The sequence below is a fragment of the Micromonospora musae genome (assembly GCF_003626635.1).
Classification (GTDB): Bacteria; Actinomycetota; Actinomycetes; order Mycobacteriales; family Micromonosporaceae; genus Micromonospora; species Micromonospora musae.
Map to the genome: position 1 here is coordinate 229,933 of NZ_RAZT01000009.1, position 26,489 is coordinate 256,421.

Annotated in this window: 20 protein-coding genes and 1 pseudogene; 7 read left to right on the top strand and 14 right to left on the bottom strand. The window is 72.5% G+C overall.

The window, feature by feature from the left end; genetic code table 11:
• Positions 1 to 21: 21 nt before the first annotated feature.
• The 3 genes from D7044_RS19415 to D7044_RS19425 all read left to right on the top strand — a co-directional run bounded on the left by D7044_RS19415 (position 22) and on the right by D7044_RS19425 (position 4,331).
• A complete protein-coding gene (locus D7044_RS19415; RefSeq protein WP_233565046.1) occupies positions 22 to 1,689 on the top strand; it encodes an NAD(P)/FAD-dependent oxidoreductase in 1,668 nt (555 codons plus the stop codon).
• Positions 1,686 to 3,143 carry an ATP-binding protein gene (locus tag D7044_RS19420; protein ID WP_120689763.1) on the top strand — a complete coding sequence of 486 codons (1,458 nt, stop codon included), beginning with the start codon at positions 1,686 to 1,688 and terminating at the stop codon, positions 3,141 to 3,143. The genes D7044_RS19415 and D7044_RS19420 overlap by 4 nt, the downstream gene beginning before the upstream one ends.
• A gap of 138 nt (positions 3,144 to 3,281) precedes the next feature.
• A complete protein-coding gene (locus D7044_RS19425; protein ID WP_120689764.1) occupies positions 3,282 to 4,331 on the top strand; it encodes an aldo/keto reductase in 1,050 nt (349 codons plus the stop codon).
• A 143-nt stretch (positions 4,332 to 4,474) separates the two neighbouring features.
• Here the strand turns inward: D7044_RS19425 and D7044_RS19430 are convergent, their stop codons facing one another.
• From D7044_RS19430 to D7044_RS19460, 7 genes and pseudogenes are all read right to left on the bottom strand, one after another.
• On the bottom strand, positions 4,475 to 4,990 hold the full coding sequence (locus D7044_RS19430) for an NUDIX domain-containing protein (RefSeq protein WP_120689765.1): 516 nt from the start codon (positions 4,988 to 4,990) through the stop codon (positions 4,475 to 4,477).
• 112 nt (positions 4,991 to 5,102) lie between these two features.
• On the bottom strand, positions 5,103 to 5,669 hold the full coding sequence (locus tag D7044_RS19435) for an NADAR family protein (RefSeq protein ID WP_120689766.1): 567 nt from the start codon (positions 5,667 to 5,669) through the stop codon (positions 5,103 to 5,105).
• Between the two features lie 224 nt (positions 5,670 to 5,893).
• The gene (locus tag D7044_RS19440) at positions 5,894 to 6,532 is read right to left on the bottom strand and encodes an SRPBCC family protein (protein ID WP_120689767.1); all 639 of its coding nucleotides are present in this window, start codon (positions 6,530 to 6,532) and stop codon (positions 5,894 to 5,896) included.
• A 194-nt stretch (positions 6,533 to 6,726) separates the two neighbouring features.
• Positions 6,727 to 7,077: pseudogene (locus D7044_RS33440) on the bottom strand (ArsR/SmtB family transcription factor); the annotation flags it as partial.
• A 27-nt stretch (positions 7,078 to 7,104) separates the two neighbouring features.
• Positions 7,105 to 9,201 (bottom strand): xanthine dehydrogenase family protein molybdopterin-binding subunit, encoded by a 2,097-nt coding sequence (locus D7044_RS19450; RefSeq protein WP_120689769.1) that lies wholly within the window; start codon positions 9,199 to 9,201, stop codon positions 7,105 to 7,107.
• A gap of 34 nt (positions 9,202 to 9,235) precedes the next feature.
• Positions 9,236 to 10,225, bottom strand: coding sequence for an FAD binding domain-containing protein (locus D7044_RS19455; RefSeq protein ID WP_120689770.1), 990 nt, complete (start codon positions 10,223 to 10,225; stop codon positions 9,236 to 9,238).
• Positions 10,222 to 10,746 carry a 2Fe-2S iron-sulfur cluster-binding protein gene (locus D7044_RS19460; RefSeq protein WP_120689859.1) on the bottom strand — a complete coding sequence of 175 codons (525 nt, stop codon included), beginning with the start codon at positions 10,744 to 10,746 and terminating at the stop codon, positions 10,222 to 10,224. The genes D7044_RS19455 and D7044_RS19460 overlap by 4 nt, the downstream gene beginning before the upstream one ends.
• A gap of 95 nt (positions 10,747 to 10,841) precedes the next feature.
• Here D7044_RS19460 and D7044_RS19465 point away from each other — a divergent pair, with 95 nt between their 5' ends.
• A complete protein-coding gene (locus D7044_RS19465) occupies positions 10,842 to 11,426 on the top strand; it encodes a nucleotidyltransferase family protein (protein ID WP_120689771.1) in 585 nt (194 codons plus the stop codon).
• A 9-nt stretch (positions 11,427 to 11,435) separates the two neighbouring features.
• On the opposite strand, the gene D7044_RS19470 is transcribed toward D7044_RS19465, so the two are convergent.
• The 5 genes from D7044_RS19470 to D7044_RS19490 all read right to left on the bottom strand — a co-directional run bounded on the left by D7044_RS19470 (position 11,436) and on the right by D7044_RS19490 (position 17,595).
• Entirely contained in the window at positions 11,436 to 12,665 is a 1,230-nt protein-coding gene (locus D7044_RS19470) for a glycoside hydrolase family 16 protein (RefSeq protein WP_120689772.1), read from the bottom strand.
• Between the two features lie 316 nt (positions 12,666 to 12,981).
• On the bottom strand, positions 12,982 to 14,361 hold the full coding sequence (locus D7044_RS19475) for a GH1 family beta-glucosidase (protein WP_120689773.1): 1,380 nt from the start codon (positions 14,359 to 14,361) through the stop codon (positions 12,982 to 12,984).
• Positions 14,362 to 14,390: 29 nt separating this feature from the next.
• On the bottom strand, positions 14,391 to 15,230 hold the full coding sequence (locus D7044_RS19480) for a carbohydrate ABC transporter permease (protein WP_120675107.1): 840 nt from the start codon (positions 15,228 to 15,230) through the stop codon (positions 14,391 to 14,393).
• Positions 15,223 to 16,218 (bottom strand): carbohydrate ABC transporter permease, encoded by a 996-nt coding sequence (locus tag D7044_RS19485; RefSeq protein ID WP_120689774.1) that lies wholly within the window; start codon positions 16,216 to 16,218, stop codon positions 15,223 to 15,225. Before D7044_RS19485 ends, D7044_RS19480 begins: the two co-directional genes overlap by 8 nt.
• A 75-nt stretch (positions 16,219 to 16,293) precedes the next feature.
• A complete protein-coding gene (locus D7044_RS19490; RefSeq protein ID WP_120689775.1) occupies positions 16,294 to 17,595 on the bottom strand; it encodes an ABC transporter substrate-binding protein in 1,302 nt (433 codons plus the stop codon).
• Between the two features lie 145 nt (positions 17,596 to 17,740).
• Between D7044_RS19490 and D7044_RS19495 the strand changes: the two genes are divergently transcribed.
• From D7044_RS19495 to D7044_RS19505, 3 genes are all read left to right on the top strand, one after another.
• The gene (locus D7044_RS19495; RefSeq protein ID WP_120675113.1) at positions 17,741 to 18,940 is read left to right on the top strand and encodes an ROK family transcriptional regulator; all 1,200 of its coding nucleotides are present in this window, start codon (positions 17,741 to 17,743) and stop codon (positions 18,938 to 18,940) included.
• Between the two features lie 1,202 nt (positions 18,941 to 20,142).
• A complete protein-coding gene (locus D7044_RS19500; protein ID WP_120689776.1) occupies positions 20,143 to 22,770 on the top strand; it encodes a discoidin domain-containing protein in 2,628 nt (875 codons plus the stop codon).
• A 139-nt stretch (positions 22,771 to 22,909) separates the two neighbouring features.
• Positions 22,910 to 24,043, top strand: coding sequence for a carboxylate-amine ligase (locus D7044_RS19505; RefSeq protein WP_120689777.1), 1,134 nt, complete (start codon positions 22,910 to 22,912; stop codon positions 24,041 to 24,043).
• Between the two features lie 27 nt (positions 24,044 to 24,070).
• Here the strand turns inward: D7044_RS19505 and D7044_RS19510 are convergent, their stop codons facing one another.
• Together D7044_RS19510 and D7044_RS19515 are read right to left on the bottom strand one after the other, a co-directional pair.
• Positions 24,071 to 25,855, bottom strand: a complete 1,785-nt coding sequence (locus D7044_RS19510) for an N-acetylglutaminylglutamine amidotransferase (protein WP_120689778.1) — start codon at positions 25,853 to 25,855, stop codon at positions 24,071 to 24,073.
• Positions 25,856 to 26,046: 191 nt separating this feature from the next.
• Positions 26,047 to 26,469: a MarR family winged helix-turn-helix transcriptional regulator gene (locus tag D7044_RS19515; RefSeq protein ID WP_233563001.1), complete on the bottom strand. Its 423-nt coding sequence runs from the start codon at positions 26,467 to 26,469 to the stop codon at positions 26,047 to 26,049.
• Between the last annotated feature and the right edge of the window lie 20 nt (positions 26,470 to 26,489).

Consider the following 26,489-nt stretch of genomic DNA (forward strand, 5'->3'; position numbering starts at 1 on the left):
GACGCGGCGGGAGGTGGTTTCATGGGCGCCATGGCGAACCCGGTGATCCTGACCGTCGACGACGACCCGGTGGTCTCCCGGGCGGTGGCACGCGACCTGCGTCGCCGCTACGGCGAGCGGTACCGGGTGGTGCGTGCCGGGTCGGGCCCGGAGGCGCTGGACGCGCTACGCGAGATCAAGTTGCGCGGGGAACAGGTGGCGTTGCTCCTCGCCGACCACCGGATGCCCGAGATGACCGGAATCGAGTTTCTCGAGGCGGCGATGGACCTCTTCCCCGCCGCCCGCCGCGTGCTGCTCACCGCGTACGCCGACACGGACGCCGCGATCGAGGCGATCAACGTCGTCGACCTGGACCACTACCTGCTCAAGCCCTGGCACCCGCCGGAGGAGAAGCTCTACCCGGTCGTGGACGGTCTGCTCGACGCCTGGGCGGCCACCCCGGACGCGGCGCTGACCGAGATCCGCGTGGTGGGGCACCGCTGGTCCGCCCCCTCGTTCAAGATCCGTGACTTTCTGGCCCGCAACCTCATCCCGTACCGCTGGCTGCTCACCGACGACCCGGAGGGCGCCCGGTTGCTCGCCGCCGCCGGTGCCAGTGAGACGGACGTGCCGCTGGTGGTCACCGCCGAGGGCAAGACCTTGATCGCGCCATCGGCGGCCGAGCTCGCCAGCGTGGTGGGGCTCGCCGTGGAGCCGACCACCGACTTCTACGACGTGGTGGTGGTCGGCGGCGGCCCGGCCGGTCTCGGCTCGGCCGTGTACGCGGCGTCGGAGGGGCTGCGTACGGTGCTGGTGGAGCGGCGCGCCACCGGCGGGCAGGCCGGGCAGAGCAGCCGGATCGAGAACTACCTGGGCTTCCCCGACGGCGTCTCCGGCGCCCAGCTCACCGACCGGGCCCGCCGGCAGGCGCTCAAGTTCGGCGCCGAGCTGCTCAGCACCCGGGAGGTGGTCGGGTTGACCGAGGCCGGCGGCGCCCGCCTGCTCCGCTTCGGCGACGGCACCGAGATCGCCGCGCACACCGTGGTACTCGCCACCGGCGTCTCCTACCGGGTGCTCGACGCCCCCGGCGTGGGTGACTTCACCGGTCGGGGGGTCTTCTACGGAGCCGTCTCCACGGAGGCGCCGAACTGCGTCGACGAGGAGATCTACATCGTCGGCGGGGCCAACTCCGCCGGTCAGGCGGCGGTCTTCTTCTCCCGCTACGCCGCCCGGGTGCACCTGCTGGTTCGGGGCCCCGACCTGACCGCCTCCATGTCGCGTTACCTGATCGACCAGCTGGAGCAGAGCGACCGGATCACCGTGCACCCGCACACCCAGGTGGTCGGCGCGGCCGGCGGCGACCACCTCGAACGGATCACGATCTGCGACAGCCGCACCGGCGAGGTACGCACCGCGCAGACCTCCTGGCTCTTCGTCTTCATCGGGGCGGAGCCGAGGACGGAGTGGCTGGACGGGGTGCTGGCCCGGGACCGGCGCGGCTTCATCGTCACCGGCCCCGACCTGGTCACCGACGGCAGGCCGCCGGCCGGCTGGGCGCTGCAGCGCGACCCGTACCACCTGGAGACCAGCCTGCCGGGGGTCTTCGCCGCCGGCGACGTGCGCTCCCAGTCGGTGAAGCGCGTCGCCTCCGCCGTGGGCGAAGGGGCGATGGCCGTGTCGCTGGTGCACCGCTACCTGGAGGCGCAGTGAGCACCCCGACCGACCGGCTCACGCCGGAGCAGCTGCGCACCCTGTTCCTGTTCGAGTCGCTCGGCGACGACCAGCTGGCCTGGCTGGCGGAGCACGGCCGGACGGAGCAGCGCGCCGGCGGCACTGTCGTGTTCGGCGAGGGCGAGGCCGCGACCTGTTTCTTCGTCCTGCTCTCCGGCTCGGTGACGCTCAGCCGGCGGGTCGGCGACGACGAGGTGGAGCTGAACCGGACCGCCCAGCGGGGGGTGTACGGCGGGGCCACCCAGGCGTACCTCGACGGCGAGACCGAGCAGGTCTACCGCAACACGATGCGCGCGAACACCGACGCCGAGTTCTTCGTGCTCCCCGCGGAGAGCTTCGCGCAGGCCGTCCGCACCTGGTTCCCGATGGCGATGCACCTGCTGGAGGGGCTCTTCATCGGGATGCGCAACACCCAGACCCTGGTGGGGGAGCGGGAACGGCTGCTCGCCCTCGGCTCGCTCTCCGCCGGCCTCACCCACGAGCTGAACAACCCGGCCGCCGCGGCGGTGCGGGCGACCTCGGTGCTGCGCGACCGGGTCGCCGCGATCCGGAGCAAGCTCGCGATGATCGCCGACGGCCGCCTCGACGGCAGTGGCCTGCACCGTCTCGTGGAGTTGCAGGAGGAGGCGGTGGCCCGGGTGGCGGGCGCGCCGAAGCTCAGCCCGATGGCCGTCGCCGACGCCGAGGACACGCTGACCGACTGGCTGGACGAGCACGGGGTTCGGGCAGCCTGGGACCTGGCGCCGATCCTGGTCAGCGGCGGCGCGGACACCGAGTGGTTGACCCGGGTGCGCACCAGCGTCGGCCAGGCCGACCTGGAGACGGCGATCCGGTGGCTCACCTACACCGTCGAGACCGAGCTGCTGATGCGGGAGATCGGTGAGGCGGTCACCCGGATCTCCGGCCTGGTCGGCGCCGCCAAGCAGTACTCCCAACTCGACCGCGCGCCGTTCCAGGTCGTCGACGTGCACGACCTGCTCGACGCCACGCTCGTGATGTTCAAGGCGAAGATCCCCGCCGGGGTCCGGCTCGTCAAGGAGTACGACCGGAGCCTGCCGCCCGTGCCCGCGTACGCCGCGGAGCTGAACCAGGTCTGGACCAACCTCATCGACAACGCGTTGGGCGCGATGGGGGAGACGGGGACGCTGACGGTCCGCACCGAGCGGGCGGGTGAGCTGCTCGCCGTGGAGGTCGCCGACACCGGCTCGGGCATTCCGCCGGAGGTGCGCCCGCGCATCTTCGAGCCGTTCTTCACCACGAAGCCGGTGGGCAGCGGCACCGGTCTGGGGTTGGACATCTCGTACCGGATCGTCGTGCACAAGCACCACGGCGACATCCGGGTGCGCAGCGAGCCCGGCGACACGGTCTTCCGGGTGCTGCTGCCGCTGACCGTCGAGCGCCCGCCCACGCCGGATCCGCTCCCCGCGCCCTGACCGTCCCCGTCGGTCGCCGTCACCGAGCCCGGTGCGGCGATCCCACTGTTGACCTCCAGAGCACTCGAACTCCTACCGTGAGCCGCACGCCCGCCGGGTCTCCCGGCGGGCATCGGTACGACGACGGGGAGTTCAGTCATGCGTTACCGCGTTCTCGGCGGCACCGGCATCCAGGTCAGCGTCCACGCGCTGGGCGCGATGATGTTCGGCGCGGTCGGCAACCCGGACCACGACGAGTGCGTCCGGATCATCCACTCCGCCCTCGACCGGGGGATCAACCTCGTCGACACCGCCGACATGTACTCCGCCGGTGAGTCCGAGGTCATCGTCGGCAAGGCGTTGCGGGGCCGGCGGGACGACGTCGTGCTCGCCACCAAGGTCCACTTCCCGATGGGGGAGGGGCGCAACCGCAGCGGCAACTCGCGGCGCTGGATCGTACGGGCCGTCCAGGAGAGCCTGCGGCGGCTGGGCACCGACTGGATCGACCTCTACCAGGTGCACCGTCCCGACCACACCACCGACGTCGAGGAGACCCTCGGCGCCCTCACCGACCTGGTCCGGGACGGCACGATCCGGGCCTTCGGCTGCTCCACCTTCCCGGCCGAGGAGATCGTGGAGGCGCAGCACGTCTCGCAGCGGCGGGCGCTGGGCCGGTTCCGCACCGAGCAGCCGCCGTACTCGCTGCTCGCCCGGGGCATCGAGGCGGACGTGCTGCCGGTCTGCCAGCGGTACGGCATGGGTGTGCTCACCTGGAGCCCGCTCGCCTCGGGCTTCCTCTCCGGCCGGTACCGCGACGGTCGCCCCGCCGACCTGACCAGCGGCCGGGCCACCCTCACCCCGGCCCGCTTCGACCCGGCGCTCCCCGGCAACGCCGCCAAGTACCGGGCGGTCGAGGAGCTGGCGGCCCTGGCCGGGCAGCTCGGCTGCACGCTGCCGCAGCTGGCGGTGGCGTTCCCCGCCGCGCATCCGGCGGTCACCTCGGTGCTCATCGGGCCGCGCACCATGGCGCAGCTCGACGGGCTGCTGGCCGGCGCCGAACTGACCCTCGACGACGCCGCGCTCGACCGGATCGACGAGATCGTGGCGCCGGGCACCGACCTGTACGCGGCCGACGGGGTCTGGCGTCCGCCGGCGCTCACCGACCCGGGGCGTCGCCGCCGACCCGTCGTCGACCGCGCCGCCGCCTGACCGTCAGCGGGCGGTGCCGAAGCCGGGCGGTGGGTGGCGGTGCCGGTGGCGGCGTCCCCGGCGTCGCTGCCCCGCGCGGAGACGGCACGCGGCGCGGCCGGCACGCCGCCCGGCGTCGCTGTCGACGCCGGGCGGGACGCGTTTCAGCCGGCGCGGTGGGCGGCCAGGAAGTCGGCGAGCACCCGGGTGTGCGTGTCGAAGGCCAGCTCGACCGGCTCGGTGAGCACCAGCCACTCGGTGGCCTCCTCGGTCGGCGCCGACGCGGGAAGCTCTTCGGCGCGTTGCTCGGGCAGCACGCCGAAGACCATCATCGTGCCGCCGCGGGGCGCGGAGTGCACCGCGAAGAGCGTGGCGTCCCGCGCCGACGCGACCAGGCCGGTCTCCTCCCGCAGCTCCCGGACCAGCGCCTCGTCCCACTCCTCGCCGTACTCGATGAAGCCGCCGGGCAGGGCGAGCTGCCCGCGGGCGGGCTCGATGTCGCGCCGGACCACCACCACGCCGACGCCGGCCGGGGTGCGTACCGGGAGCACCGCGACCGCCACCGGCAGCGGGTTGCGCCAGACCGTCTGCCCGCAGACCGCGCAGACCCGCGGCCAGCCGGCCGCCGCCGGGTAGCTCGCCCCGCAGAAGGAACAGTGAGAGTACGGCGCACCGGTCATGCCGCAGCACGTTACCCGCGTGATCGACCGATGCCACAAGATCCACTCGACATCCAGGATGTCGGGCTGTCCGAGTCGCCCGGACAGCCCGACTTCCTTGAAGACGAGTCGATCAAGTGCCGGTGGTATCGCGGAGGACGTCGCGGGCGTCCATCAGGGCGAAGCCGAGCAGGTTGGCGCCGCGCCAGGCGCCCGGGTCGTCGGCGCGCGGGTCCCTGGCGGCGAGCCCGATGCCCCAGACGCGATCCATCGGGCTCGCCTCGACGAGCACCCGATCGCCGGTGCCGAGCAGGAACTCCCGCAGCCGCGGGTGCTGACCGAACTTCGCGACGCTGCCCGCCACCACGATGTCGTAGCGGGCGGCCTCCCACCGGGCCTCGACGAAGCCGCGCACCTGCCGGCCGAGCGACTTGGCCCGGTGCGGGTGGGTGGCGGTGAGGATGTGCTCGGCCGTCTCCTCGTCGCCGAAGAGCCGCGCCTTCTGCCACATCATCCAGTGCTCGGCGGTGGCGAAGGTGCGGTCACCGTCGCCGAACGGGGCGGGCCACCACTGGCTGAGGCAGCCCGCGCCGACGCTGCCGTCGGGCTGTGGCCGGTGGCCCCAGAAGAAGAGGTAGCGCACGCGCTGGCCGGCGCGCACGGCGGCGGTCAGGTCGTCGACCGAGCGGGGGGAGGGCATGGACGCAGTGTGCCGGAGAACACCGACAAGATCGACTCGGTATCCGTGAAGTCGGGCCGTCGGGGCGTGCCGGAGAGCCCGACTTCCTTGACTCCGAGTCGATCACACCGCAGGACCGCGCCGCGCCCCGGTCGGCCGGGACATCCCGCGCCGCCCCGCCCGAGTCGCGCCGAGGCGCCCCCGTGCCCCGCCCGGGTCGGGCCGGTCGCCCGCGACGCGGTGGCTCAGGCCGAGACGCCCGTGTAGAAGGCGGTGACCTGCTCGGCGGCGGCGCGGGCGGCCTCGGGGTCGGTGCCCGCGGCGACGCTCGCCTCGCGCCAGCGCTCGCTGGCCAGCGTCATGAAGGACCGCCCCTCGGCCGAGGCCGACCACGCCTCGGCGTCCTCCGGACGGACGCCCGCGCCGGGCGTGCCGAAGTACGTCGCGAGGCCGAGCAGCCCGAGGTCCCAGCCGATGCCGACCGCGCCCGGGCCGAACTGCGCCCACCGGTCGTCGTCGACGTGCGCGATGTGGTGCAGCTCGAAACGGGTGCGGTCGCCGTCCTGCGGGGTCAGCCGAACCTCGATCCAGCTGACCTCGCCGCCGTACTCCCACGTCGCCGTGAAGCTGTGCGGCGGGTCGCAGGTCTCGACGACCCCGCCGGCGTTGCCTTCCAGCTGGTATCGGCCGCCCAGCCGCAGCTCGCCGGAGATCGGCAGGAACCAGCGGGGGATCCGTTCGGCGTTGGTGCAGGCGTCCCAGACGTCCTCGACCGGCGCGTCGTACGTCTGGCCGATGGTGGTCACGCGGGCCTCGCCGGCCTCCAGCGTCCGGCTGCCGACCTGCCGCCGGACGGCGTTGATCTGCTCGGTGGCGTCAATCATCGTGCTCTCCTGTCATCGGGGACTTCCGTGGCTCGCCGCCGTGGCCGCTCGCCCTGGTCGGTGGACGCCTGCCGCCGTGGCTGCTCGCCCTGGTCGGTGGACGCCTGCCGCCCTGGCCGCTCGCCCCCGCCGGTGGGCGCCGGCCGGCGCGGCCGTTCGTTCGGGTCGGTGGTGGCCTGCGGCGGCGGCCCGTCGGGGGTGTCGCCGGACTGGTCCCGCAGTCGCCGCTCCCGCTTGCCACGGGCGAGCTCGGTGGCGAGCGCGCTCAGCGGTGGGGTCCAGAACCGGCGGAAGTGGTCGAGCCACTGGTCGACGTCGTGCAGCGGGCGCGGGTCGACCGCGTAGAGCCGGCGCGTGCCGTCGGGCCGGACGGTGGCGAACCCGTTGAGGCGCAGGACCTTCAGGTGCTGTGAGACGGCCGGCTGGGAGATGCCGAACTCGCGCTGGATCACCGCGCAGATGTCGCCCGCGGTCGTCTCGCCCCCGGCGAGCAGCTCGAGGATGCGGCGCCGCACCGGGTCGCCCAACACGTCGAAGGCATGCACCCAGAAGTTATATCAGCGCCAGGTTAATTAAGTAAAGGATGATGAGCCGGCGAGCTTCTCCAGCCGGATCGGCAGGTCGCGCACCCGTACGCCGGTGGCGTGCCGGACGGCGTTGGCGATCGCCGCCGCCGAACCCACGATGCCGATCTCGCCGAGCCCCTTCACCCCGGTCGGATTCAGGTCGGAGTCCTCCTCGGCGACCCACTCCGCCTCGATCTGCTCGACGTCCGCGCACCCGGCGATGTGGTACGTGGCGAAGTCGTGGTTGACCCAGTCGCCGTACCGCTCGTCGAGCAACCCCTCCTCGTGCAAGGCCATGGAGATTCCCATGGTCATGCCCCCGATGAGCTGACTGCGCGCGGTCGTCGGGTTCACCACCCGGCCGACCGCGAACACGCCCAGCATGCGGCTCACCCGGACCTCACCGGTCTCCGCGTCCACCCGTACCTCGACGAAGTGCGCGCCGTACGCGTAGCGGGCCATCGGCTTCTGGGCCCGGATCTCGTCGGCGGTGCTCGCCGCGACGGTCAGCCCCTCCGGCGGCAGTGAGCCCGAGTGGTGGCCGAGCCGGTCGCGCAGCTCCTGGCAGGCGCGGGTGAGCGCCCAACTCCACGAGGCGGTGCCCATCGAACCGCCGGCCACGCCCGCCGGGGGCAGGTCGCTGTCGCCGATCCGGATGGTCACCCGCTCCGGTGGTACGTCCAGCGCGTCCGCGGCGATCTGCCACAGCGCCGTACGGGCCCCGGTGCCGATGTCGGTCGCGTTGATCCGGACCAGGTAGCCGCCGTCGGGCAGCGCGGTGGCCGTGGCGGCCGACGCCCGCGCCCGAGCGGGGTAGCTGGCGCCGGCCACCCCGGTGCCGACCAGCCAACGTCCCTCGCGGCGGGCACCTGGACGCGGGTCGCGGTCACCCCAGCCGAACCGGCGTGCGCCCCTGATGAGGCAGGCGACGAGGTTGCGGCTGCTGAACGGATGCCCCTGGTCGGGGTCGACAGTCGGTTCGTTGCGGACCCGCAGCTCGATCGGATCGATCCCGCAGGCGGAGGCGAGCTCGTCCATCGCCGACTCCAGGGCGTACGCGCCGGGGCACTCGCCCGGCGCCCGCATCCAGAACGGGGTCGGCACGTCGAGGCGGACCAGCCGGTGGGTGGTGCGCCGGTGCGGCGCCGCGTACATGCTGCGGGTGTAGACGGCGGTCTGCTCGGCGAACTCGGTGATGGTGGAGGTCTGGCTGATCGCGTCGTGGCAGATCGCCGCGATCCGACCGTCCGCGTCGGAGCCGAGCCGTACCCGTTGGATCGTCGGAGTGCGGTAGCCGATCGGCCCGAAGAGCTGCTGCCGGGTGAGGGCGAGCCGAACCGGCCGGTCCACCTGCCGGGCCGCGAGCGAGGCGAGCACCACGGCCGCCTTCGGGTAGCCCTTGCTGCCGAACCCGCCGCCCACGTGTTCGCTGATCACCCGCACGGAGTCGCGGGGAATTCCGAACAGCTCGGCCAGGGCGGCCTGCACAGCCGTCGAGCCCTGGTTGGAGTCGTGCACGAGCAGCCGCCCGTCGCGCCACTGCGCCGTGGTGGCGTGCGGCTCCATCGGATTGTTGTGGTACGCCGGAGTCCGGTACGTGGCGTCGACCCGCACCTCGGCGGCGTCGAACGCGGCGTCGAAGTCCCCCTCGCTGGTGTCCGTGGGATAGCTCGGATTGACCTTCTCCGGTCGGTACAGGCCGGGGTGGTCGGCGGTGAGCACCGTGCTGTGCGGCTCGGTGTCGTAGTCGATCCGGACCTGACGCGCGCCCTCGCGGGCCGCCTCGATGCTCTCCGCCACGACCAGGGCCACCAGTTGACCGCGGTAGTGCACCGCCGGATCTTGCAGCAGGTACAGCTCCGGTTCGACGTCGGGCGAGAGCCGCGGGGCGTTGCCGTGGTGCAGGACCGCCAGCACGCCCGGCACCGCGAGCGCCGGGTCCGGGTCGATCCGGGTGATCCGCCCGCGCACCGCCGCCGCGGGAACCGCCCAGCCGTACGTCACGTCCTCCAGCGGGTACTCGACCGCGTACCGGGCGGTGCCGGTGACCTTCTCCGGGCCCTCCAGACGGGGGTGGGCCCGGCCCACCGCGCCAGCGCTCACGGCTCCGCCCCGGTCCGCACGCCGAGCCCGCCGCTCATCGCCGCGACTCCGCCAGCTCGGTGAGGGCGCGGACGGTGACGGCGCGGATCAGCGGCACCTTGAACCCGTTGTGCCGCAACGGGCGCGCTGCCGCCAGCTCCGCGTCCGCGGCCTGCCCGGCCAGCTCCGGGGTGAACGGCCGGCCGCGCAGCTCCGCCTCGGCCCGGTAGGCGCGCCAGGGTCGGTGCGCGACCGCGCCGTAGGCGAGCCGGACGTCACGCACCACGTCCCCGTCCAGGTCGAGCACGGCGGCCACCGAACCGACCGCGAAGGCGAACGAGGCCCGATCCCGAACCTTGAGGTACGCCGACCGGCGCGCGGCCGGCAGCGGTGGGATCCGTACGGCGGTGATCAGCGCACCCCGTCGGAGGGTGGTCTCCCGCTCCGGGTGCTCGCCCGGCGACCGGTGCAGCTCGACGAAGGGCACGTCCCGGGTTCCCTCGGGCTCCGCCACCTCGACCACCGCATCGAGGGCGGCCAGCGCGACGGCCAGGTCCGACGGGTGGGTGGCGACGCACTCCTCGGACCAGTCCAGGATGGCCAGCTCGCGGTTCTGCCCGTGCCGGGCCGCGCAGCCGCTGCCCGGATCCCGTTTGTTGCACGCCTTGCCGGTGTCCTGGAAGTAGAAGCACCGGGTGCGCTGCAACAGGTTGCCGGCGGTGGTCGCCATGTTCCGCACCTGACCGGAGGCGGCGGCGAGCAGCGCGCGGGCGAGCACGGGGTAGTCCCGGCGTACCACCGGGTGGGCGGCGAGTTCGCTGTTGCGTACGGTCGCGCCGACGCGCAGGCCGCCCTCGGGCAGTGGCTCGACGCCGCCCAGCGGCAGCCGGTTGACGTCCACCAGCAGGTCGGGGCGCTGCACGCCGAGTTTCATGAGGTCGACGAGGTTGGTGCCGCCGGCCAGGTACGCGGCGTCGGGGTCCGCGTCGAGCAGCGCCACGGCCTCGTCGACGTCGGTCGGGCGGCGATACCGGAACTCCCTCATCGCTCGCCCGCCGTCTCCCGGATCGCGGCGACGATGTGCGGGTACGCCCCGCACCGGCACAGGTTGCCGGCCATCCGTTCGCGGATCTCCGCGTCGGTCGGCCGGACGACGCCGGTGAGGTCCTCGGTGACCGCGCTCGGCCACCCCTCGGCGAGCTCGTCGAGCACGCCGCGCGCCGAGCAGAGCTGACCCGGCGTGCAGTAGCCGCACTGGAACGCGTCCTGCGCGACGAACGCCTCCTGCAGCGGGGAGAGCCGGTCGGGCCCGGCCAGCCCCTCGACGGTGGTGATCGAGCAGTCGTCCAGGGTGACCGCGAAGATCAGGCAGCTCTTCACCCGCCGCCCCTCCAGCAGCACCGTGCAGGAGCCGCACTGGCCGTGGTCGCAGCCCTTCTTCGCGCCGATGAGGCCGAGGTGCTCGCGCAGCGTGTCGAGCAGCGTCGTGCGGTTGTCCAGCGTCAGCTCGCGGCGATCGCCGTTGACGGTGAACGCGACCCGGGACGACCGTTCGTCGCCGGCGATCGAGGCGCTACCGGAGCGATTCTGCACCTGCCCATAGTAGCTTTGTTCACACTAATCGGGAGAAAACCGACAGCTCTTGTCCGGCTGGGGGACGCGTGGCGAAGGGCAGGGTGGCCGGGCTGCTGCTCGCCGCCGGCGCGGGGCGTCGGTTCGGCCGGCCGAAGGCGCTCGTCGAGTTCGACGGCGAGCCGCTCGTCCGCCGTGCCCTGCGCCTGCTGGCCGCCGGGGGCTGCGCCCCGGCGCACGTCGTGGTCGGCGCCGGGGTGGACGGCCTGCCCCCGCTGCCGGAGGCGGTCCTGGTGCACAACCCCGACTGGTCCCGGGGGATGGGCCTCTCACTGCGCCTCGGGCTGGCGTCGCTGCCCGAGGACGTGGCGGCCGCCGTGGTGGTCCTCGTCGACCAGCCGCTGCTCAGCCCGGCGGCGGTGCGCCGGGTGCGGGCCGCGTACGCCGGCGGCGCGGTCGTCGCGACGGCCACCTACGCCGGGCGTCCCGGCCACCCCGTGCTGCTCGGGCGCGAGACCTGGCCGCTGCTCGACCGGTACGCCACCGGCGACCGGGGCGCCCGCGACCTGCTGCGCGCCCGGCCCGACCTGGTGGTCCGGGTGCCCTGCGACGGTGTCGGCGTTCCGCTCGACCTCGACACCCCGGCCGACCTCGGCCGCGCCACTCCGCCGTGACCGTGCCGGTCAGCGGCGCCACTTCTGGTTGGGGCCGCCGGTGCACTCCCAGATCTGCAGGCGGGTGCCGTCGGCGGAGCTCGCTCCGGTCGCGTCGAGGCACTTGTTGGCCTGCGGATTCACGATGTCCCCGGCGGCGCTGAGGACCCAGCGCTGCGCGGCGCTGCCGTTGCAGTCCCACAACTGCACCAGCGTGCCGTTGGCGGTGCCGCCACCGGCCACGTCGAGGCACTTGCCCAGCGCCCGCACCGAACCGTCGCCGGCCCAGGACCAGCGCTGCGCCGCGGTGCCGTTGCAGGTCCAGAGCTGCACCGCGGTGCCGTTGGCGGTGCTGGCGCCGGCCACGTCCACGCACTTGTTGCCGTAGCCGACGATCGGCGCGCCACCGCCCCCGCCGCCGGTGTCCCACGCCTGCACCCGGACGTAGTCGACGACCATCTGCTGCGGGAAGACCGTCGTCCCGTCAGGGGAGCCGGGCCAGTTGCCGCCGACCGCGACGTTCATGATCATGAAGAAGGGGTGGTCGAAGACCCATCGGTTGCCGCGCAGGTCGGCCGGGGTCTTGCGGGAGTACTGCACGCCGTCGAGGTACCAGGTGATCGAGTCGGGCGCCCAGTCGACGGTGTACGTGTGGAACGCGTCGGCGAGTGCCTGCCCGCCCGGCAGGGAGGTCTGCCCGGTGACCGCGTTGCCGCCCGAGTAGCCGGGCCCGTGCAGGGTGCCGTGCACGGTGGAGGGCTCGCGCCCGACGTTCTCCATGATGTCGATCTCGCCCCGGTCGGGCCAGGAGTTGCTGCTGGTGCCGAGCATCCAGAAGGCCGGCCAGAGCCCCTGGCCGCGTGGGATCTTGATGCGAGCCTCGAACCGGCCGTACGCCTGGGCGAACGTGCCGGCGGTCAGCAGCCGGGCCGAGGTGTACTGGCAGCTGCCGTACCAGCAGTTGTGGTTGGCGGGGTTCTCCCGGCGGGCGGTGATCACGAGGTTGCCGTTGCCGTCCAGCGCCGCGTTGCGGGTGCTGCTGGTGTAGTACTGCAACTCGTTGTTGCCCCAGCCGCCACCACCGATGTCGTACTTCCACTTGTTCTGGTCCGGCGGTGTGCCGGCGGGCCCGTTGAAGTCGTCGGACCAGGTCACCGCGCCGGGTGCGGCGGCGGCGGGTGCGGCGGTGGGTACGGTCAGCGCGGCGCTGAGCCCCACGACGGCGAGCGCCAGTGCGGCGACGGCACGAAGTCTGCGCATGGGAGGCCTCCCTGCGATCTCGGATGTCCGGAGCCTCAACCCGTCCGGCGGACGGGAACTGTAAGGAAACCGGTGAAATAGACTGTCAACAATCTATGAACGCTCCGCCCTTGTGTCAAGAGAGCGCTCTCCCCCACGCGGGACTCCTCGGCGCCGTCCGTTGATCATGACGTTGACGGGGGAGCCGATCTCCAAGGCCCCGCCAACCTCATGATCGACGGGGAGGGCCGGGGGTGGGGAGGGTCGGGGGTGGGAATGGGGAGGGCCCCGGGTGCCGTTGGTGCGGCACCCGGGGCCCCGGGAGGTGGATACGGGCTCAGGCCACCGGCGTGGTGGTGGCGCCGGCCGCACCGGCGAGCCGCTGGTGGGCGCGGATCAGTTCGGCGTAGCGGTGCCCGCTCGCCTTCATCGTGCGCCGCTGCGTGGCGTAGTCGACGTGGACCAGCCCGAAGCGCTTGTCGTAGCCGTACGCCCACTCGAAGTTGTCCAGCAGCGACCAGACGAAGTAGCCGGCGAGCGGAACCCCGCGGGCCACCGCCGACGCGCACGCCACCAGGTGCTCCTCCAGCTGGTCGGTGCGCTCCTTGTCCTCGACCGTGCCCTCCGCGGTGACCGTGTCCGGCCACGCCGACCCGCTCTCGGTGACGATGATCTTCGCCGGCCGGTACTCCTCGTGCACCGAGACCAGCAGCTGCTCGAGCCCGGTCGGGTAGACCTCCCAACCCATCGCCGTCTCGACCGCGCCGGGCACCGGCACCTGCCGGGCGTACGGCGGGGGCCCCGCCGGGTCGTCGACGACCAGCTGACGGAAGTAGTAGTTCACTCCGAGGAAGTCGGTCGGGGTGGCGATCACCGCGAGGTCGCCGTCGCGTACCGGCGGCTCGATCCCGTAGGTGGCGATCATGTCCGCCGGGTAGCCGCGCCCGTGGATCGGGTCGAGCCACCAGCGGTTGACGTGGCCGTCCATCCGGCGGGCCGCCGCGACGTCCTCGGGACGGTCGGTGGCCGCCTCGATCGGACTGAGGTTGAGCACCAGCCCGATCGACGCCGGGCGGGCGGCGTTCGCCCGTACCGCCTGGGTGGCCAGGCCGTGTCCGAGCAGCGTGTGGTGGGAGGTACGCACCGCCCGGTCGAGGTCCCGCTCCCCGGGGGCCATCTTGCCCTCCAGGTGGCCGATCCAGGAGACGCAGAGCGGCTCGTTGACCGTGTTCCAGTCGGTCACCCGGTCGCCGAGCCGGGCCGCGACGATCGCCGCGTAGTCGGCGAACGCCTCGGCGGTGGAGCGCTCGGGCCAGCCGCCCCGGTCCTGCAGAGCCTGTGGCAGGTCCCAGTGGTAGAGCGTGGCGAAGGGCCGGATGCCCTCGGCGAGCAGCCGGTCGACCAGCCGGTCGTAGAAGTCCAGTCCCGCCGCGTTGACCGCGCCGACCCCCTCGGGCAGCACCCGGGGCCAGGCCACCGAGAACCGGTACGCGTCGACGCCGAGCCGGCGCAGCAGCGTGACGTCCTCGGGCCAGCGGTGGTAGTGGTCGCAGGCGACGGCACCGGTGTCACCGTTGTCGACGTTCCCGGGAGCCGCCGAGAAGGTGTCCCAGATGGACGGAGATCGTCCGTCGACGTCGACGGCCCCCTCGATCTGGTACGCCGCGGTGGCGACGCCCCAGAGGAAGTCGGGCGGCAGCTTGGACAGGTCCGGCACGGGTTGGTTCTCCTCTGCGGTGGATCGAATCACTTGACAGCGCCGGCGGTGAGGCCGGCGACGAAGTAGCGCTGCAACGCCAGGAAACCGGCGACGACGGGCACGCTCACCACCAGCGAGGCGGCCATGATCTGGTTCCAGTAGACGTTGAACTGGGTGGAGTAGCCCTGGAGGCCGACGGCGAGAGTACGGCTGCCCTCGTCGGTCATCACCGAGGCGAAGAGCACCTCACCCCAGGCGGTCATGAACGCGTACACGGTGACGGCGACCACGCCCGGTACGGCCGCCGGCAGGATCACCCGGAACAGGATGCGCAGCGGACCGGCGCCGTCGACCTGCGCCGCCTCGTCGAGCCCGCGCGGGATCGAGTCGAAGTAGCCGACCAGCATCCAGATCGAGAACGGCAGCGAGAAGGTCAGGTACGTGATGACCAGGCCGGTACGGCTCGCGTACAGCTCGATCCCGGTGGCGTTGCCTAGGTTGACGTAGATGAGGAAGAGCGGCAGCAGGAACAGGATGCCGGGGAACATCTGGGTGGAGAGCACGGTCACCGAGAAGAGACCCCGGCCCCGGAAGCGGTACCGGCTCACCGCGAACGCCGCGAAGATGGCGACCGCCACCGAGCAGACCGCAGCGACGCTCGACACCACCAGGCTGTTCACCAGGTAGCGGGCCAGCGGCACGGTGCTCCACATGTCGACGAACGGTTGCAGCGTCGGCCGGCTGGGCCACCAGGTGAAGCCGTTCTGCACGTCCTGCAGCGGCTTCGCCGCCGAGGTGACCATCACGTAGAGCGGAATGACGACGAAGAGGGTGAGCAGGGTCAGCACGATCCGTCGGCCCCAGCGCTCACCGGCGGTCTCACGCATGGTCCCTCCGGCGGTTCGTGATCAGCAGGTAGCCGGCCGAGACGACCAGCAGGAAGAGCAGCAGCGCCACCGACATCGCCGAGCCCGAACCGAAGTCCCAGGTCTTGAAGGAGCTGCGGTAGATGTGGATGGAGATCAGGTCGGCCTGCGCCGGCGCCGAACCGCCGAAGAGCACGTACGGCGTGTTGAAGTCGTTGAACGTCCAGAGGAAGAGCACCAGCAGCAGGACCAGGTTTACCGGGCGCAGCATCGGCAGGGTGACCGAGCGCAGCCGCCACCAGAACCCGGCGCCGTCGATCGCGGCCGCCTCGTAGAGCTCGTCCGGCACGTTCTGCAGGCCGGCCATGAGGCAGAGGAACGCGAACGGCCAGCTGCGCCAGACCGAGACGATGAGCAGCGACCAGAAGCTGTTGTCGCCGATCAGCCAGAACGGCTTGTCGTCGAGCAGCCCGAGCTGGTCGACGAGGACGTGGTTGACCAGGCCGGTGTCCCGCTGGAGCAGGAAGCTCCAGGTGATCACCGCGGTGTAGACGGGCAGCGCGTACGGGGTGAGGAAGAGCGCCCGCAGAATTGCCCGGCCGCGGAACGGTCGTTGCAGCACGACCGCGCCGGCGATCCCGAGCAGCCAGGCCAGCCCCACCGAGAGCAGGGTGTAGACCAGCGTGACCCAGAACGAGTGCAGCAGCTCGCGGCCGGCCACGCTGTTGAAGTCCAGCGTCGCCTTGTAGTTCTCCAGTCCGATGAAGGGTGCGGTGGACCAGTCCCGGATGTGGAACTGGGTCAGCTCCAGCAGGCTCATCCAGACCCCGACCACCATCGGGATCACGTGGATGGCCAGCTCCAGGACGACGGCCGGAACGAGCAGCAGGTACGGCAGGAGCGAACGCCGGGGGCGGCGGGGCCGCCGGGCCGGGGCCGGCGCCGCGGTCGCGGCCCCGGGGTCGCGCCGGTCGGGGCGGGCACCCGGCGCGGTGGTGCTGGTTGCCATCAGGATCCTCTCGGCAGGTGGTGGCCGTGGCAGGGCCGGTGGGGCGCCCCACCACGGCCACCTGTGACGCCGGGGTCAGCGCATCTTCTGCTGCGCGTCGCTCAGCTTCTTCTTCACCGAGTCCTCGGTGACCGGGCGGCCGCTGGCCGCGTCGGCGAACAGCTCCTTGATGGCGGTGCCGACCAGCGTCTCGAAGGTGCTCTCGTCAGGCACCTGCGGCAGCGGGGCCGCCGAGGTGGAGAGCGTCTCCTGGAGCACCTTCTGCTCCGGGGCGCTGAACGCCGGATCGGTGCCGACGGTCTTCACCGCGGGCAGCGAGCCGTACGTCTTGTTGAGCAGCGTCTGCTCCTCGTCGCTGGTCATGAACTTCACGAAGTTCAGCGACGCGTCCTTGTTCTTGGTGTGCTTGAAGACCGCCATGTTGATGCCGGCGACCATGCTGTTGACCTTCTTGCCGCCCGCGGGCGGGCTGGCCAGGAAGGGCACCGGTGCGATCCCGTACGCGTCGGGGGCCATGTTCTGGGTCTTCAGGTTCGACCCGGCGGCCTGCCAGAGCAGCATCGCCGCCTTGCCGTTGGCGAAGTCGGAGACCGACTGGTTTTGCGCGTACTCGGCGTTGCTCGGGTTGGTGATCTTGTCGGTCGCCATGAAGTCGACGTACCGCTTCACCGCCGAGACGTTCTGCGGGGTGTCGAACGTCGGCTTGCCGGACGAGTCGAACCACTCGCCGCCGTACTGCTGGCCGAAGGCGAAGGCGTGGTGGGCGTTCTCGTTCGGGTTGGCGCCCTCGATCGCGAGCCCCCACTTGCCGCCGGTGGTGAGCTTCTTGCCGTACTCGGCGAGCTGCTCCCAGGTGGTCGGCGGGGCGGTGATGCCGGCGTCGGCGAACGCCTTCTTGTTGTAGTACAGCGCGTACGCCAGGCTGTAGAGCGGCACGGCGGCCGGCGGCTTGCCGGGTGCGCCGGCGGCGGCCAGCGCGGCCGGGACGAAGCGGTCCTTGCCGCCGACGGCCTGCAGCGTCGCGTCGTCGAACTCGACGAGCGCGCCGGTGGCCTGCAACGACGCCGACCAGGTGTTGCCGATGTTCACCACGTCCGGGCCCTGACCCGAGGTGGCGGCGGCGAGCAGCCGGTTGAGCAGGTCCGACCAGGGCACGACCTCAAGGTTGACCTTGATGCCGGTCTGCTTCTCGAACTTGTCCAGCTCCGGCTGGAGGATGGCCTTGTCGGCCTCGATGCTGGCGCCCTGGTTGCTGGCCCAGTAGGTGAGGGTCTTGCCGGAACCGCCGGCGTCGTCGCCGGAGCCGCCGCAGGCGGTCAGCGAAGCGGCCGCCAGGACGGCGGCGGTAAGTATCCCGAGTTGACGTCTCGTGGACACGATCAGCCCTTCCGATGCAGTGGTGGGGGTAGGGGGGTTACATCAAGGCTTAAATTATGTCGTCATTAAAGTGTCTGCTGGTGGGGTCGTCAAGCACGGGGAGCCGTACAGTCGCTCCGGACGACCGACGGGATCGAGGTGCCGAGTGGAGCTGGCGAGAGCCACCAACCGGAGCGTGCGACTGCGCAACCGGGGTTCCCTGCTGACCAAGCTCTTCCTCGACGGGCCACTGACCCGGCAGGATCTGGTGCGCAGCACCGGCCTGAGTCAGCCGGCGGTGAGCAACGTGGTCAGCGACCTCATCGAGGAGGGGCTCGTGGCCGAGGCGGGCGCCGCCGAGTCCGACGGCGGCCGGCCCAGCATGCTGCTCCGGATCGCCAGCCGGTTCGCGTTCCTCGTCGGGGTGGACGTCGGTGAGACCCGGGTGCGCGTCGAGTTGTTCGACTTCGCCATGACCCTGCTGGCCAGCGCCGAGTACCCGCTCGACCCGGCCCGGACCGAGCCCGCGGAGGTGGCCGGCCACGTGCTCGCCGGGATCGACGCGGTGACCGGCGCCGCCGGGGTCCGCCCCGCGGACGTGCTCGGCGTCGGCATCGGCGTCTCCGGCGTGGTCTCGCAGGGCGAGCACGCCGTGGTGCACGCCCAGGCGCTCGGCTGGGACCGGGTACCGCTCGAGCAGCTGATCGCCGCCGGCACCGACCTGCCGTTGCACATCGACAACGGGGCGAAGACGCTCGGCCAGGCCGAGATGTGGTTCGGCGCCGGCAAGGGCGCACGGCACGCCGTCTTCGCCCTGGTCGGCTCCGGTGTCGGCGCGGCCGTGGTGGCCGGCGGCGCGACCTACCGCGGCGCCTCCAGCAGCGCGGGGGAGTGGGGTCACACCACGCTGGTGTACGGCGGGCGGCCCTGCCGCTGCGGCGCCCGCGGCTGTCTCGAGGCGTACGTCGGCGCGGAGGCGATCATCGACCGCTACCGCGAGGCGCGCGGTGGCCGCCCGGTGCCGGGTGAAGATGAGGAGTCCCAGCTCAACGCGCTGCTCGACGCGGCGGCCAGTGACGCGACAGCACGCCGGGTGCTCGACGAGACGGCCGCCTACCTCGGCGCCGGCGTCGCCAACCTGATCAACCTGTTCAATCCGGAGCGGGTCGTGCTGGGCGGCTGGGCGGCGATGGCGCTCGGCGATCTGCTGCCGGCCGTACGCGAGGCCGCCGGCCGTCAGGCGCTGCGCCAGCCGTACGAACAGGCCTCGATCGAGCTGTGCCGGCTGGGTGTGGACGCGGTCGCTCTCGGCGCCGCGACGCTCCCGGTCGCCCGCTTCCTCGCCGACGGAGGCGTACGCCGCTGACGCCCCCGCCCGCGTCGCCCCCGACCCGCGTCGCCCCCGACCCGCGTCGCCTCTGCCCGCGTCGTCGCCGCTCGCCGGTCGTCGGATGTCGGTCGTCGGCCGTCGCTCCTGCCAGGGTCGTCGCAGGTCGCAGGTTGGCGTGAGGTCGTGCCGACGCTGGTGACGTCGCTGCTTGCGTCTGCCGTCTGCCGTTTTCCGTCTGCTGTCTGCCATCTGCCGGTCGCTGGTTGACGCGAGGTCGTGCCGATGCCGGTGACGCTTTCGTCGGCGTCGTCGGGCGCGCCACTCACCAGTCTAGGTAAGGTCGCGCCGACGCTTTGGAGCTGAGTCAACAGCGACATCGGGCGCCGGAGCCCCGGGAAGCCGAGGCCGCGCCAAGGATGCGTGCCATGGGTGGTCGCCCCGATCGTCACGCCCGCCCGGGACGAAGCCCCGCGGTGACGCCCGGGCGCGTCGACCCGCCGCCACGCGACCTGCCGAACCGCCGACGATCACCGTGAAACGGTGCGGCCGAGCCCGGTCGACACCGACATGAACCGAACTCTCTGCCCACGCCTCAGCCCGTCGATCATGAGGTTAACGCGGATTTTGATCTTCCCGACCCCCGCTAACTTCATGATCATCGCCGGAAGCCCGGAAGCCCGGAAGCCCGGAAGCCCGGAAGCCCGGAAGCCCGGAAGCCCGGAGGCCCGGAGGCCCGGAGGCCCGGAGGCCCGGAGGCCCGGAGGCCCGGAGGCCCGGAGGCCCGGAGGCCCGGAGGCCCGGAGGCCCGGAGTCGGAGCCGGAGGCGGGACGGGGCGGGTCGGGGCGGGGGGAGGTGGGGTAGTGGGGTTCCCCTGCTTGGTGCCGTGGCCTTCGTGCGTCGTTGGGTCGACTCGTTCGCGACATCAGCTCTAAAGCCACCGAAGGGCACTACCCGCTCCCGCCGGCCGGGGCGCCGTCTCCCGCCGGCCGCGCGCCATCCCCCGCCGGCCGCGTGCCGTCTCCCGGGGGTGGCGCATCGTCCATAAACGACCTTCGGGATAAATAACAGTGTTATAGATCGATGTCTTGACGTCGTCGCGACGCCCCCGTAACACTCCATCGAGAGCGCTCTCTCGACCCCCCGGCGCCGCCTCGGCGGCATCACCCCGGCGCCGGCGGTCGTACCGGTCCCTTCCCGTCTGCCCGGCGTCCGCAGCCCTCTACCGACAGGGAACGTCATGACATCTCGTGTTTTATCCGTGCCAGCTTCCCGCTGGCGGCGGCGCGCGCTCATCGGGCTCGCCGTGGCGCTGGTCGCGGCGCTCAGCCCGGCGGGCGTCGCACCACCCGCGCAGGCCGCCCCCACCCTGCTGTCGCAGGGCCGCCCCGCCACCGCCTCGTCCACCGAGAACGCCGGCACCCCGGCGGCCGCGGCGGTCGACGGCAACACCGGCACCCGCTGGTCCAGCGCGTTCAGCGATCCGCAGTGGCTCCAGGTCGACCTCGGCACCCGGGCCACGATCAGCCAGGTGACCCTGGTCTGGGAGGGCGCCTACGCCCGCGCGTTCCAACTCCAGACCTCCGACGACGGCGGCACCTGGACCACCGTCCACAGCACCACCACCGGCGCCGGCGGCACCCAGAACATCACCGTGACCGGCGCCGGCCGCTACGTGCGGATGTACGGCACCGCCCGGGGCAGCGCCTACGGCTACTCGCTCTGGGAGTTCCAGGTCTACGGCGAGACCGGCGGCACCACACCGACCTGCGGCAGCGCCAACGCCGCGCAGGGCCGACCGGCCACCGCCTCCTCCACCGAGAACGCCGCCCTGCCCGCCTCCGCGGCGGTCGACGGCGACGGCGGAACCCGGTGGGCCAGCGCCGCGAGCGACCCCCAGTGGCTGCGGGTGGACCTGGGCGGCACCCAGACGATCTGCAGGGTCGTGCTGACCTGGGAGGCCGCGTACGCCCGGTCCTTCCAGCTCCAGACCTCGGCCGACGGCAACGCCTGGACCACCGTCTACAGCACCACCACGGGCACCGGCGGCACGCAGAGCCTGACCGTCAACGGCAGCGGCCGCTACCTGCGGATGTACGGGACCGCCCGGGGCACCGCGTACGGCTACTCGCTCTGGGAGCTGCAGGTCAACACCACCGGCGGGGGCGGCGACCCGTCGATCCCGCCGACCGATCCGCGCAACCCGAACTTCGGGCCTAACACCTTCGTCTTCGACCCCAGCACCCCGACCGGCACCATCCAGAGTCGGTTGAACACCCTCTTCGACCAGCAGGAGGAGAACCAGTTCGGCCCGCAGCGGTACGCGGTGCTGTTCAAGCCGGGCACCTACACGGCCGACGTCAACCTCGGCTTCTTCACCCAGGTCGCCGGCCTGGGGATGAGCCCGGACGACGTGAACCTCAACGGCCACGTCCGGGTCGAGGCGTTCTGGATGAACGGAAACGCCACCCAGAACTTCTGGCGCGCCGCCGAGAACCTCTCGGTGACCCTGCCCGCCGGCGTGACGGTGGAGCGGTGGGCGGTCTCGCAGGCGGCCCCGTACCGCCGGATGCACCTGCGCGGCGGGCAGAACCAGATCCAGCTCTGGAACGGCGGTGACGGCTGGTCCAGCGGCGGCCTGATGGCCGACACCCGGATCGACGGCCTCGTCGTCTCCGGCTCCCAGCAGCAGTGGTACTCGCGCAACAGCGAGTTCGGAAACGGCTGGACCGGCTCGGTCTGGAACATGGTCTTCCAGGGCGTCGCCGGCGCACCGCCGCCGCACTTCCCGAACCCGTCGCACACCGTCATCCCGCAGACCCCGGTGGTGCGGGAGAAGCCCTTCCTCTACGTCGACGGCACCGGCGAGTACCGGGTCTTCGTACCGGCACTGCGCAGCAACACCACCGGCACCAGCTGGTACGGCAAGACCCCGGCCGGCTCGTCCATCTCGCTGTCGCAGTTCTTCGTCGTCCAGCCCGGCACCGGCGCGGCCACCATCAACGCGGCGCTCGCCCAGGGCAAACACCTGCTCTTCACCCCGGGCGTGCACCACGTCACCGAGCCGATCCAGGTCAACCGCGCCGACACGGTGATCCTCGGTCTCGGCCTCGCCACCATCCAGGCGGACAACGGCACCGTGGCCATGCGGGTGGCCGACGTGGACGGTGTGAAGGTCGCCGGCATCATGTTCGAGGCGGGCACCACGAACTCGCCCGTGCTCATGGAGGTCGGCCCGGCCGGCTCGTCGGCCAGCCACGCGGCGAACCCGACCTCGCTGCACGACGTGTTCTTCCGCATCGGCGGGCCGCACGTCGGCAAGGCCACCAACACGCTCACCGTCAACAGCGACAACGTGATCGGCGACCACATGTGGTTGTGGCGGGCCGACCACGCGGCCTCCGGCGTACCGACCGGGTGGACGCTGAACACCGCCGACACCGGGCTGACCGTCAACGGCGACAACGTCACCATGTACGGCCTCTTCGTCGAGCACTACCAGAGGTACCAGACCGTCTGGAACGGCAACGGCGGGCGGACGTACTTCTATCAGAACGAGATGCCGTACGACCCGCCGAACCAGGCCGCCTTCATGAACGGCTCGACCCGGGGCTACGCCGCGTACAAGGTGGGCGACGGGGTGACCAGCCACCAGGGCTGGGGCATGGGCAGCTACTGCTACTTCAACGTCAACCCCGCGGTCGTCGCCGAACGCGCCTTCGAGGCGCCGACCAATCCGAACGTACGGTTCACCAACCTGGTGACCGTCTCCCTCGGCGGGGTCGGCACCATCAACCGCGTGATCAACAACACCGGGGGCACCGCGAACACCGCCAACCAGCAGGTGTACCTGACCGCGTACCCGTAGCACCGACTGCTCGCCCGACGGGCCCGGCCGGACTCCTCCGGCCGGGCCGCGAGCGTTTGCCGACCCCGGCGGCGGGAACGCGGAGGCGGCCGGTAGTGCGACGCCCGGCGCGTCGCCTGACGAAACGGACGCCGAACGCATGACGTACCGTCCGACGATCGCCACCGCGGTGCCCGACCTCACCACGCTGACCATCGGGGTGGAGGAGGAGTTCCTGCTGCTGGACCCGCGGACCGGGGAGAACCTGCCGGTCGCCCAGCGGGTGCTGACCGGGCTGCGCGGGGCGGCCCGCGACCAGAGCCGGCAGGAGTTCCGGCACAGCATGGTGGAGATGGTCACCCCGGTCAGCGTCGACCTGACCGAGCTGCGGGCGCACCTGGTGGCACTGCGACGCTCCGCCGCTCAGGCGGCCGAGTCGGCGGGCGCCCGGCTGGTCGCAGTGGGCGCGACCCCGATGCACGAGCCACATCGGACGGTGCCGGACAAACCGCGCTACCACGCCATGTCCCGCCGGTACGGGCCGGTGGCACACGACCCGGCGGTCTGCGGATGCCACGTGCACGTCGGGGTGCCGGACCGTGACCTGGCCATCCAGGTCTGCAACCACCTGCGCCCCTGGCTGCCCGTGGTGCACGCGATCGCCACCAACTCGCCGCTGCACGACGGCGCCGACACCGGGCACGCCAGCTGGCGTTCGATGCAGCTGGAGCGCTGGCCGAGCCTCGGCCCCACCCCCTACTTCGACTCGGCTGCCGACTACGACCGCACGGTCGAGGAGTTGATCGCCGCGGGCGTCATGCTCGACGCGGCGATGGTCTACTGGTACGCCCGGCCGTCGGCCGCGTACCCGACTGTGGAGATCCGGGTCGGGGACGTCTGCCCGACGGTCGACGACACCGTGCTCGTCGCCGCGTTGCTGCGCGCCCTCGTCGCGACGCTCGTCGACGAGGTGCGCGCCGGGGTGCCGGCGTCGCCCGTCCGCGACTGCCTGGTCTCCGCGGCGCACTGGCGGGCCGCCCACGAGGGGATGGACGGCACCCTCATCGACCTGCGACGCGGTGGCGCCCGGCCGGCGTGGGAGCTGGCCGACGAGCTCTTCGCCACGGTCTCCCCGGCGCTGCTGCGCCACGGCGACCTGGGGTACGTGCTGGATCAGCTGACCCGGCTGCGCGGGGAGGGCACCGGTGCGACCCGGCAGCGGCGGATCCTCGACGAGACCGGCGACCTGCGCGCCGTCCTCGCCGAGCTGGCCGCCTGGACCACCGCCGGCTGACCCCGACCGGCCTCGCCCCGGCCACGATCAGGTGACGCCGTGGGACTGGAGCCAGAGCTCCAGCAGGCCGAGCTGCCAGAGCTTGTTGCTGCCCGCCGCCGCGGCCGCCCGGTCCGGCTCGGCGAGCAGGTGCGCCACGTACTCGGGCCGGAACAGGGCCCGCTCCCGGGCGACCGGCGACTGCAACGCCTCGACCACCAGCTCGCGTACGGCGCCGTCCACGTTGCGCAGGGCGGGCACCGGGAAGTAGCCCTTCGGCCGGTCGACCACCTCGGCCGGCAGCACCTCCCGGGCCACCTCCTTGAGCACCCCCTTGCCGCCCCCGGCCAGCTTCTGCTCCGGTGGGCAGTGCGCGGCGAGGGTGACCAGGTCCTGGTCGAGGAAGGGGGTACGCACCTCGAGGCCCCAGGCCATGCTCATGCTGTCGACCCGCTTGACCGGATCGTCGGGGAGCATCAGGTGGGTGTCCAGCCGCAGCACCGCGTCGACCGCCGTCTGCGCCCCGGGCGCCGCCAGGTGCGCGTCGAGCAGGTCCCGGCTGGCGTCCCGGTCCAGCGCGTACGCCGGCCCGACCACCTGGTTCAGCTCGGCGTGGTCCCGGTCGAAGAACGCCGCCGCGAACTCGTCGGCGGCGCCCTCCCGGGGCACCCGCGCCAGCGGCTGGTGGTAGGCGTAGCCGGCGAACACCTCGTCCGCGCCCTGCCCGGACTGGGCCACCTTCACGTGCTGGGCCACCTGTTCGGAGAGCAGGTGGAAGGCGACCACGTCGTGGCTGCCCATCGGCTCGGTCATGGCGAGCACGCTGCGGCGTACGGCGGGGACGAGGTCGTCGTCGGTGAGCCGGATGCGCTGGTGGTCGGTGTCGAAGTCGCGCGCCACCAGGTCGGAGTAGTGGAACTCGTCCCCGGACTCGTCGCCCCGGCTGTCGAAGCCGATGCTGAACGTCCGCAGGTGCCGCTGGCCTGCCTCGGCGAGCAGCGCCACGATCAGGCTGGAGTCCAGGCCGCCGGAGAGGAGCACACCGACCGGGACGTCGGCGACGAGCCGTCGGCGGACGGCGGTGCGCAGCGCCTCCCCGACGGCGTCCTGCCAGTCCCGGGCCCCCATGGCCGCGTCGGCCGGTTCCCGCACGTAGTCCGGCTGCCAGTACACCTCGTCCCGGCTGCTCCCGTCAGCCTCCACGATCCGCAGGGTGGCCGGTGGCAGCTTGCGGACGCCACGCAGGATGGTCCGGGGCGCGGGCACGATCGAGTGCCAGGAGAGGTAGTGGTGCAGCGCCACCGGGTCGATGCCGGTGTCCACGTCGCCGGCGGCGAGCAGCGCCGGCAGGCTGGAGGCGAACCGTAGCCGGCCGGGCGTCTCGGCGAGGTAGAGCGGTTTCACCCCGAGGCGGTCGCGGACCAGCACCAGTCGCCGCCGCGCCCGGTCCACCAGGCCGAAGGCGAACATGCCGACCAGGTGGTCGACGAAGCGTTCACCCCAGTGGGCGTACGCCACCAGGATCACCTCGGTGTCGCTGGTGGAGTGGAACGAGTAGCCGGCGTTGCTCAGCTCCTCGCGCAGCTCGGGGTAGTTGTAGACGCAGCCGTTGAAGACCAGCCCGAGCCCGAGGTCCTCGCGGACCATCGGTTGGCCGCCGGCCTCGGAGAGGTCGATGATGGTGAGCCGCCGGTGCCCGAGGGCCACCCAACCGTCGGTCCAGAGCCCCTCGCCGTCCGGGCCCCGGGAGCGCATGAGCTCGGTCATCCGGGTCACCGCCGCGACGTCCGGCGTCGACCCGTCGAGCCGGGCCTCCCCGGCGATGCCGCACATCAGCGCCGGCCGCCGGTCGCACCGCTGAGCAGGCGTACCACGAGGCCCTCCCGTCACCCGCCGGTCCCGTCGATCGGACGGGCTCGGCTACCCGGCGTTCCGGTGGCCAAACCCGGGCGGGCCGGGCCGGGCCGTTCCGGGGGCACGGCGGGTCGGGCCGCGTGGTCCGGGGCCGGCTCCGCGCCGGCCGGTCAGCCGTGCAGCGTACGCAGGATGCGGGCGAGCTCCGCACGGTCGCCGGGGGTGAGTTCGGCGAACAACCGCTCCGCCTCGGCCTGGCGGCTGGCCCGGATTCCGCTGCTCGTGCGTACCCCCTCGGGGGTGAGCGCGACCAGGGTCGCCCGCCGGTCGTTCGGGTCGGGGCGGCGCTCGACCAGCCCGCGTCGCTGGAGGTCGTCGACCACCTCGGTGGCGGAGCGGGCCGCGATGCGCAGGTGTTCGGCGAGCGCGCCGGGTCGCAGTACGCCGTGCCGGGCCAGGACGCCGAGCGCGCGCGCCTGGCTCGGGCTGACCTCCCACGGGGCGAGGGCGTCCCGGGTGCGGTGCCGCAGCAGCCGCGCCACCTTCCAGAACGCCTCGGCCAGGCTGTCGTCGTCGCCGTCGACCTCGATCACGCGGAATACGGTAGCAGGAT

Excerpts from the sequence above, each read along its gene's own strand:
- D7044_RS19415 (WP_233565046.1), top strand. The coding sequence starts at position 22 with ATGGGCGCCATGGCGAACCCGGTGATCCTGACCGTCGACGACGACCCG.
- D7044_RS19425 (WP_120689764.1), top strand. The coding sequence starts at position 3,282 with ATGCGTTACCGCGTTCTCGGCGGCACCGGCATCCAGGTCAGCGTCCAC.
- D7044_RS19430 (WP_120689765.1), bottom strand. The coding sequence starts at position 4,990 with ATGACCGGTGCGCCGTACTCTCACTGTTCCTTCTGCGGGGCGAGCTAC.
- D7044_RS19435 (WP_120689766.1), bottom strand. The coding sequence starts at position 5,669 with ATGCCCTCCCCCCGCTCGGTCGACGACCTGACCGCCGCCGTGCGCGCC.
- D7044_RS19440 (WP_120689767.1), bottom strand. The coding sequence starts at position 6,532 with ATGATTGACGCCACCGAGCAGATCAACGCCGTCCGGCGGCAGGTCGGC.
- D7044_RS19455 (WP_120689770.1), bottom strand. The coding sequence starts at position 10,225 with ATGAGGGAGTTCCGGTATCGCCGCCCGACCGACGTCGACGAGGCCGTG.
- D7044_RS19470 (WP_120689772.1), bottom strand. The coding sequence starts at position 12,665 with ATGCGCAGACTTCGTGCCGTCGCCGCACTGGCGCTCGCCGTCGTGGGG.
- D7044_RS19480 (WP_120675107.1), bottom strand. The coding sequence starts at position 15,230 with ATGCGTGAGACCGCCGGTGAGCGCTGGGGCCGACGGATCGTGCTGACC.
- D7044_RS19485 (WP_120689774.1), bottom strand. The coding sequence starts at position 16,218 with ATGGCAACCAGCACCACCGCGCCGGGTGCCCGCCCCGACCGGCGCGAC.
- D7044_RS19500 (WP_120689776.1), top strand. The coding sequence starts at position 20,143 with ATGACATCTCGTGTTTTATCCGTGCCAGCTTCCCGCTGGCGGCGGCGC.
- D7044_RS19505 (WP_120689777.1), top strand. The coding sequence starts at position 22,910 with ATGACGTACCGTCCGACGATCGCCACCGCGGTGCCCGACCTCACCACG.
- D7044_RS19510 (WP_120689778.1), bottom strand. The coding sequence starts at position 25,855 with ATGTGCGGCATCGCCGGGGAGGCCCGGCTCGACGGGTCGACGCCGGAC.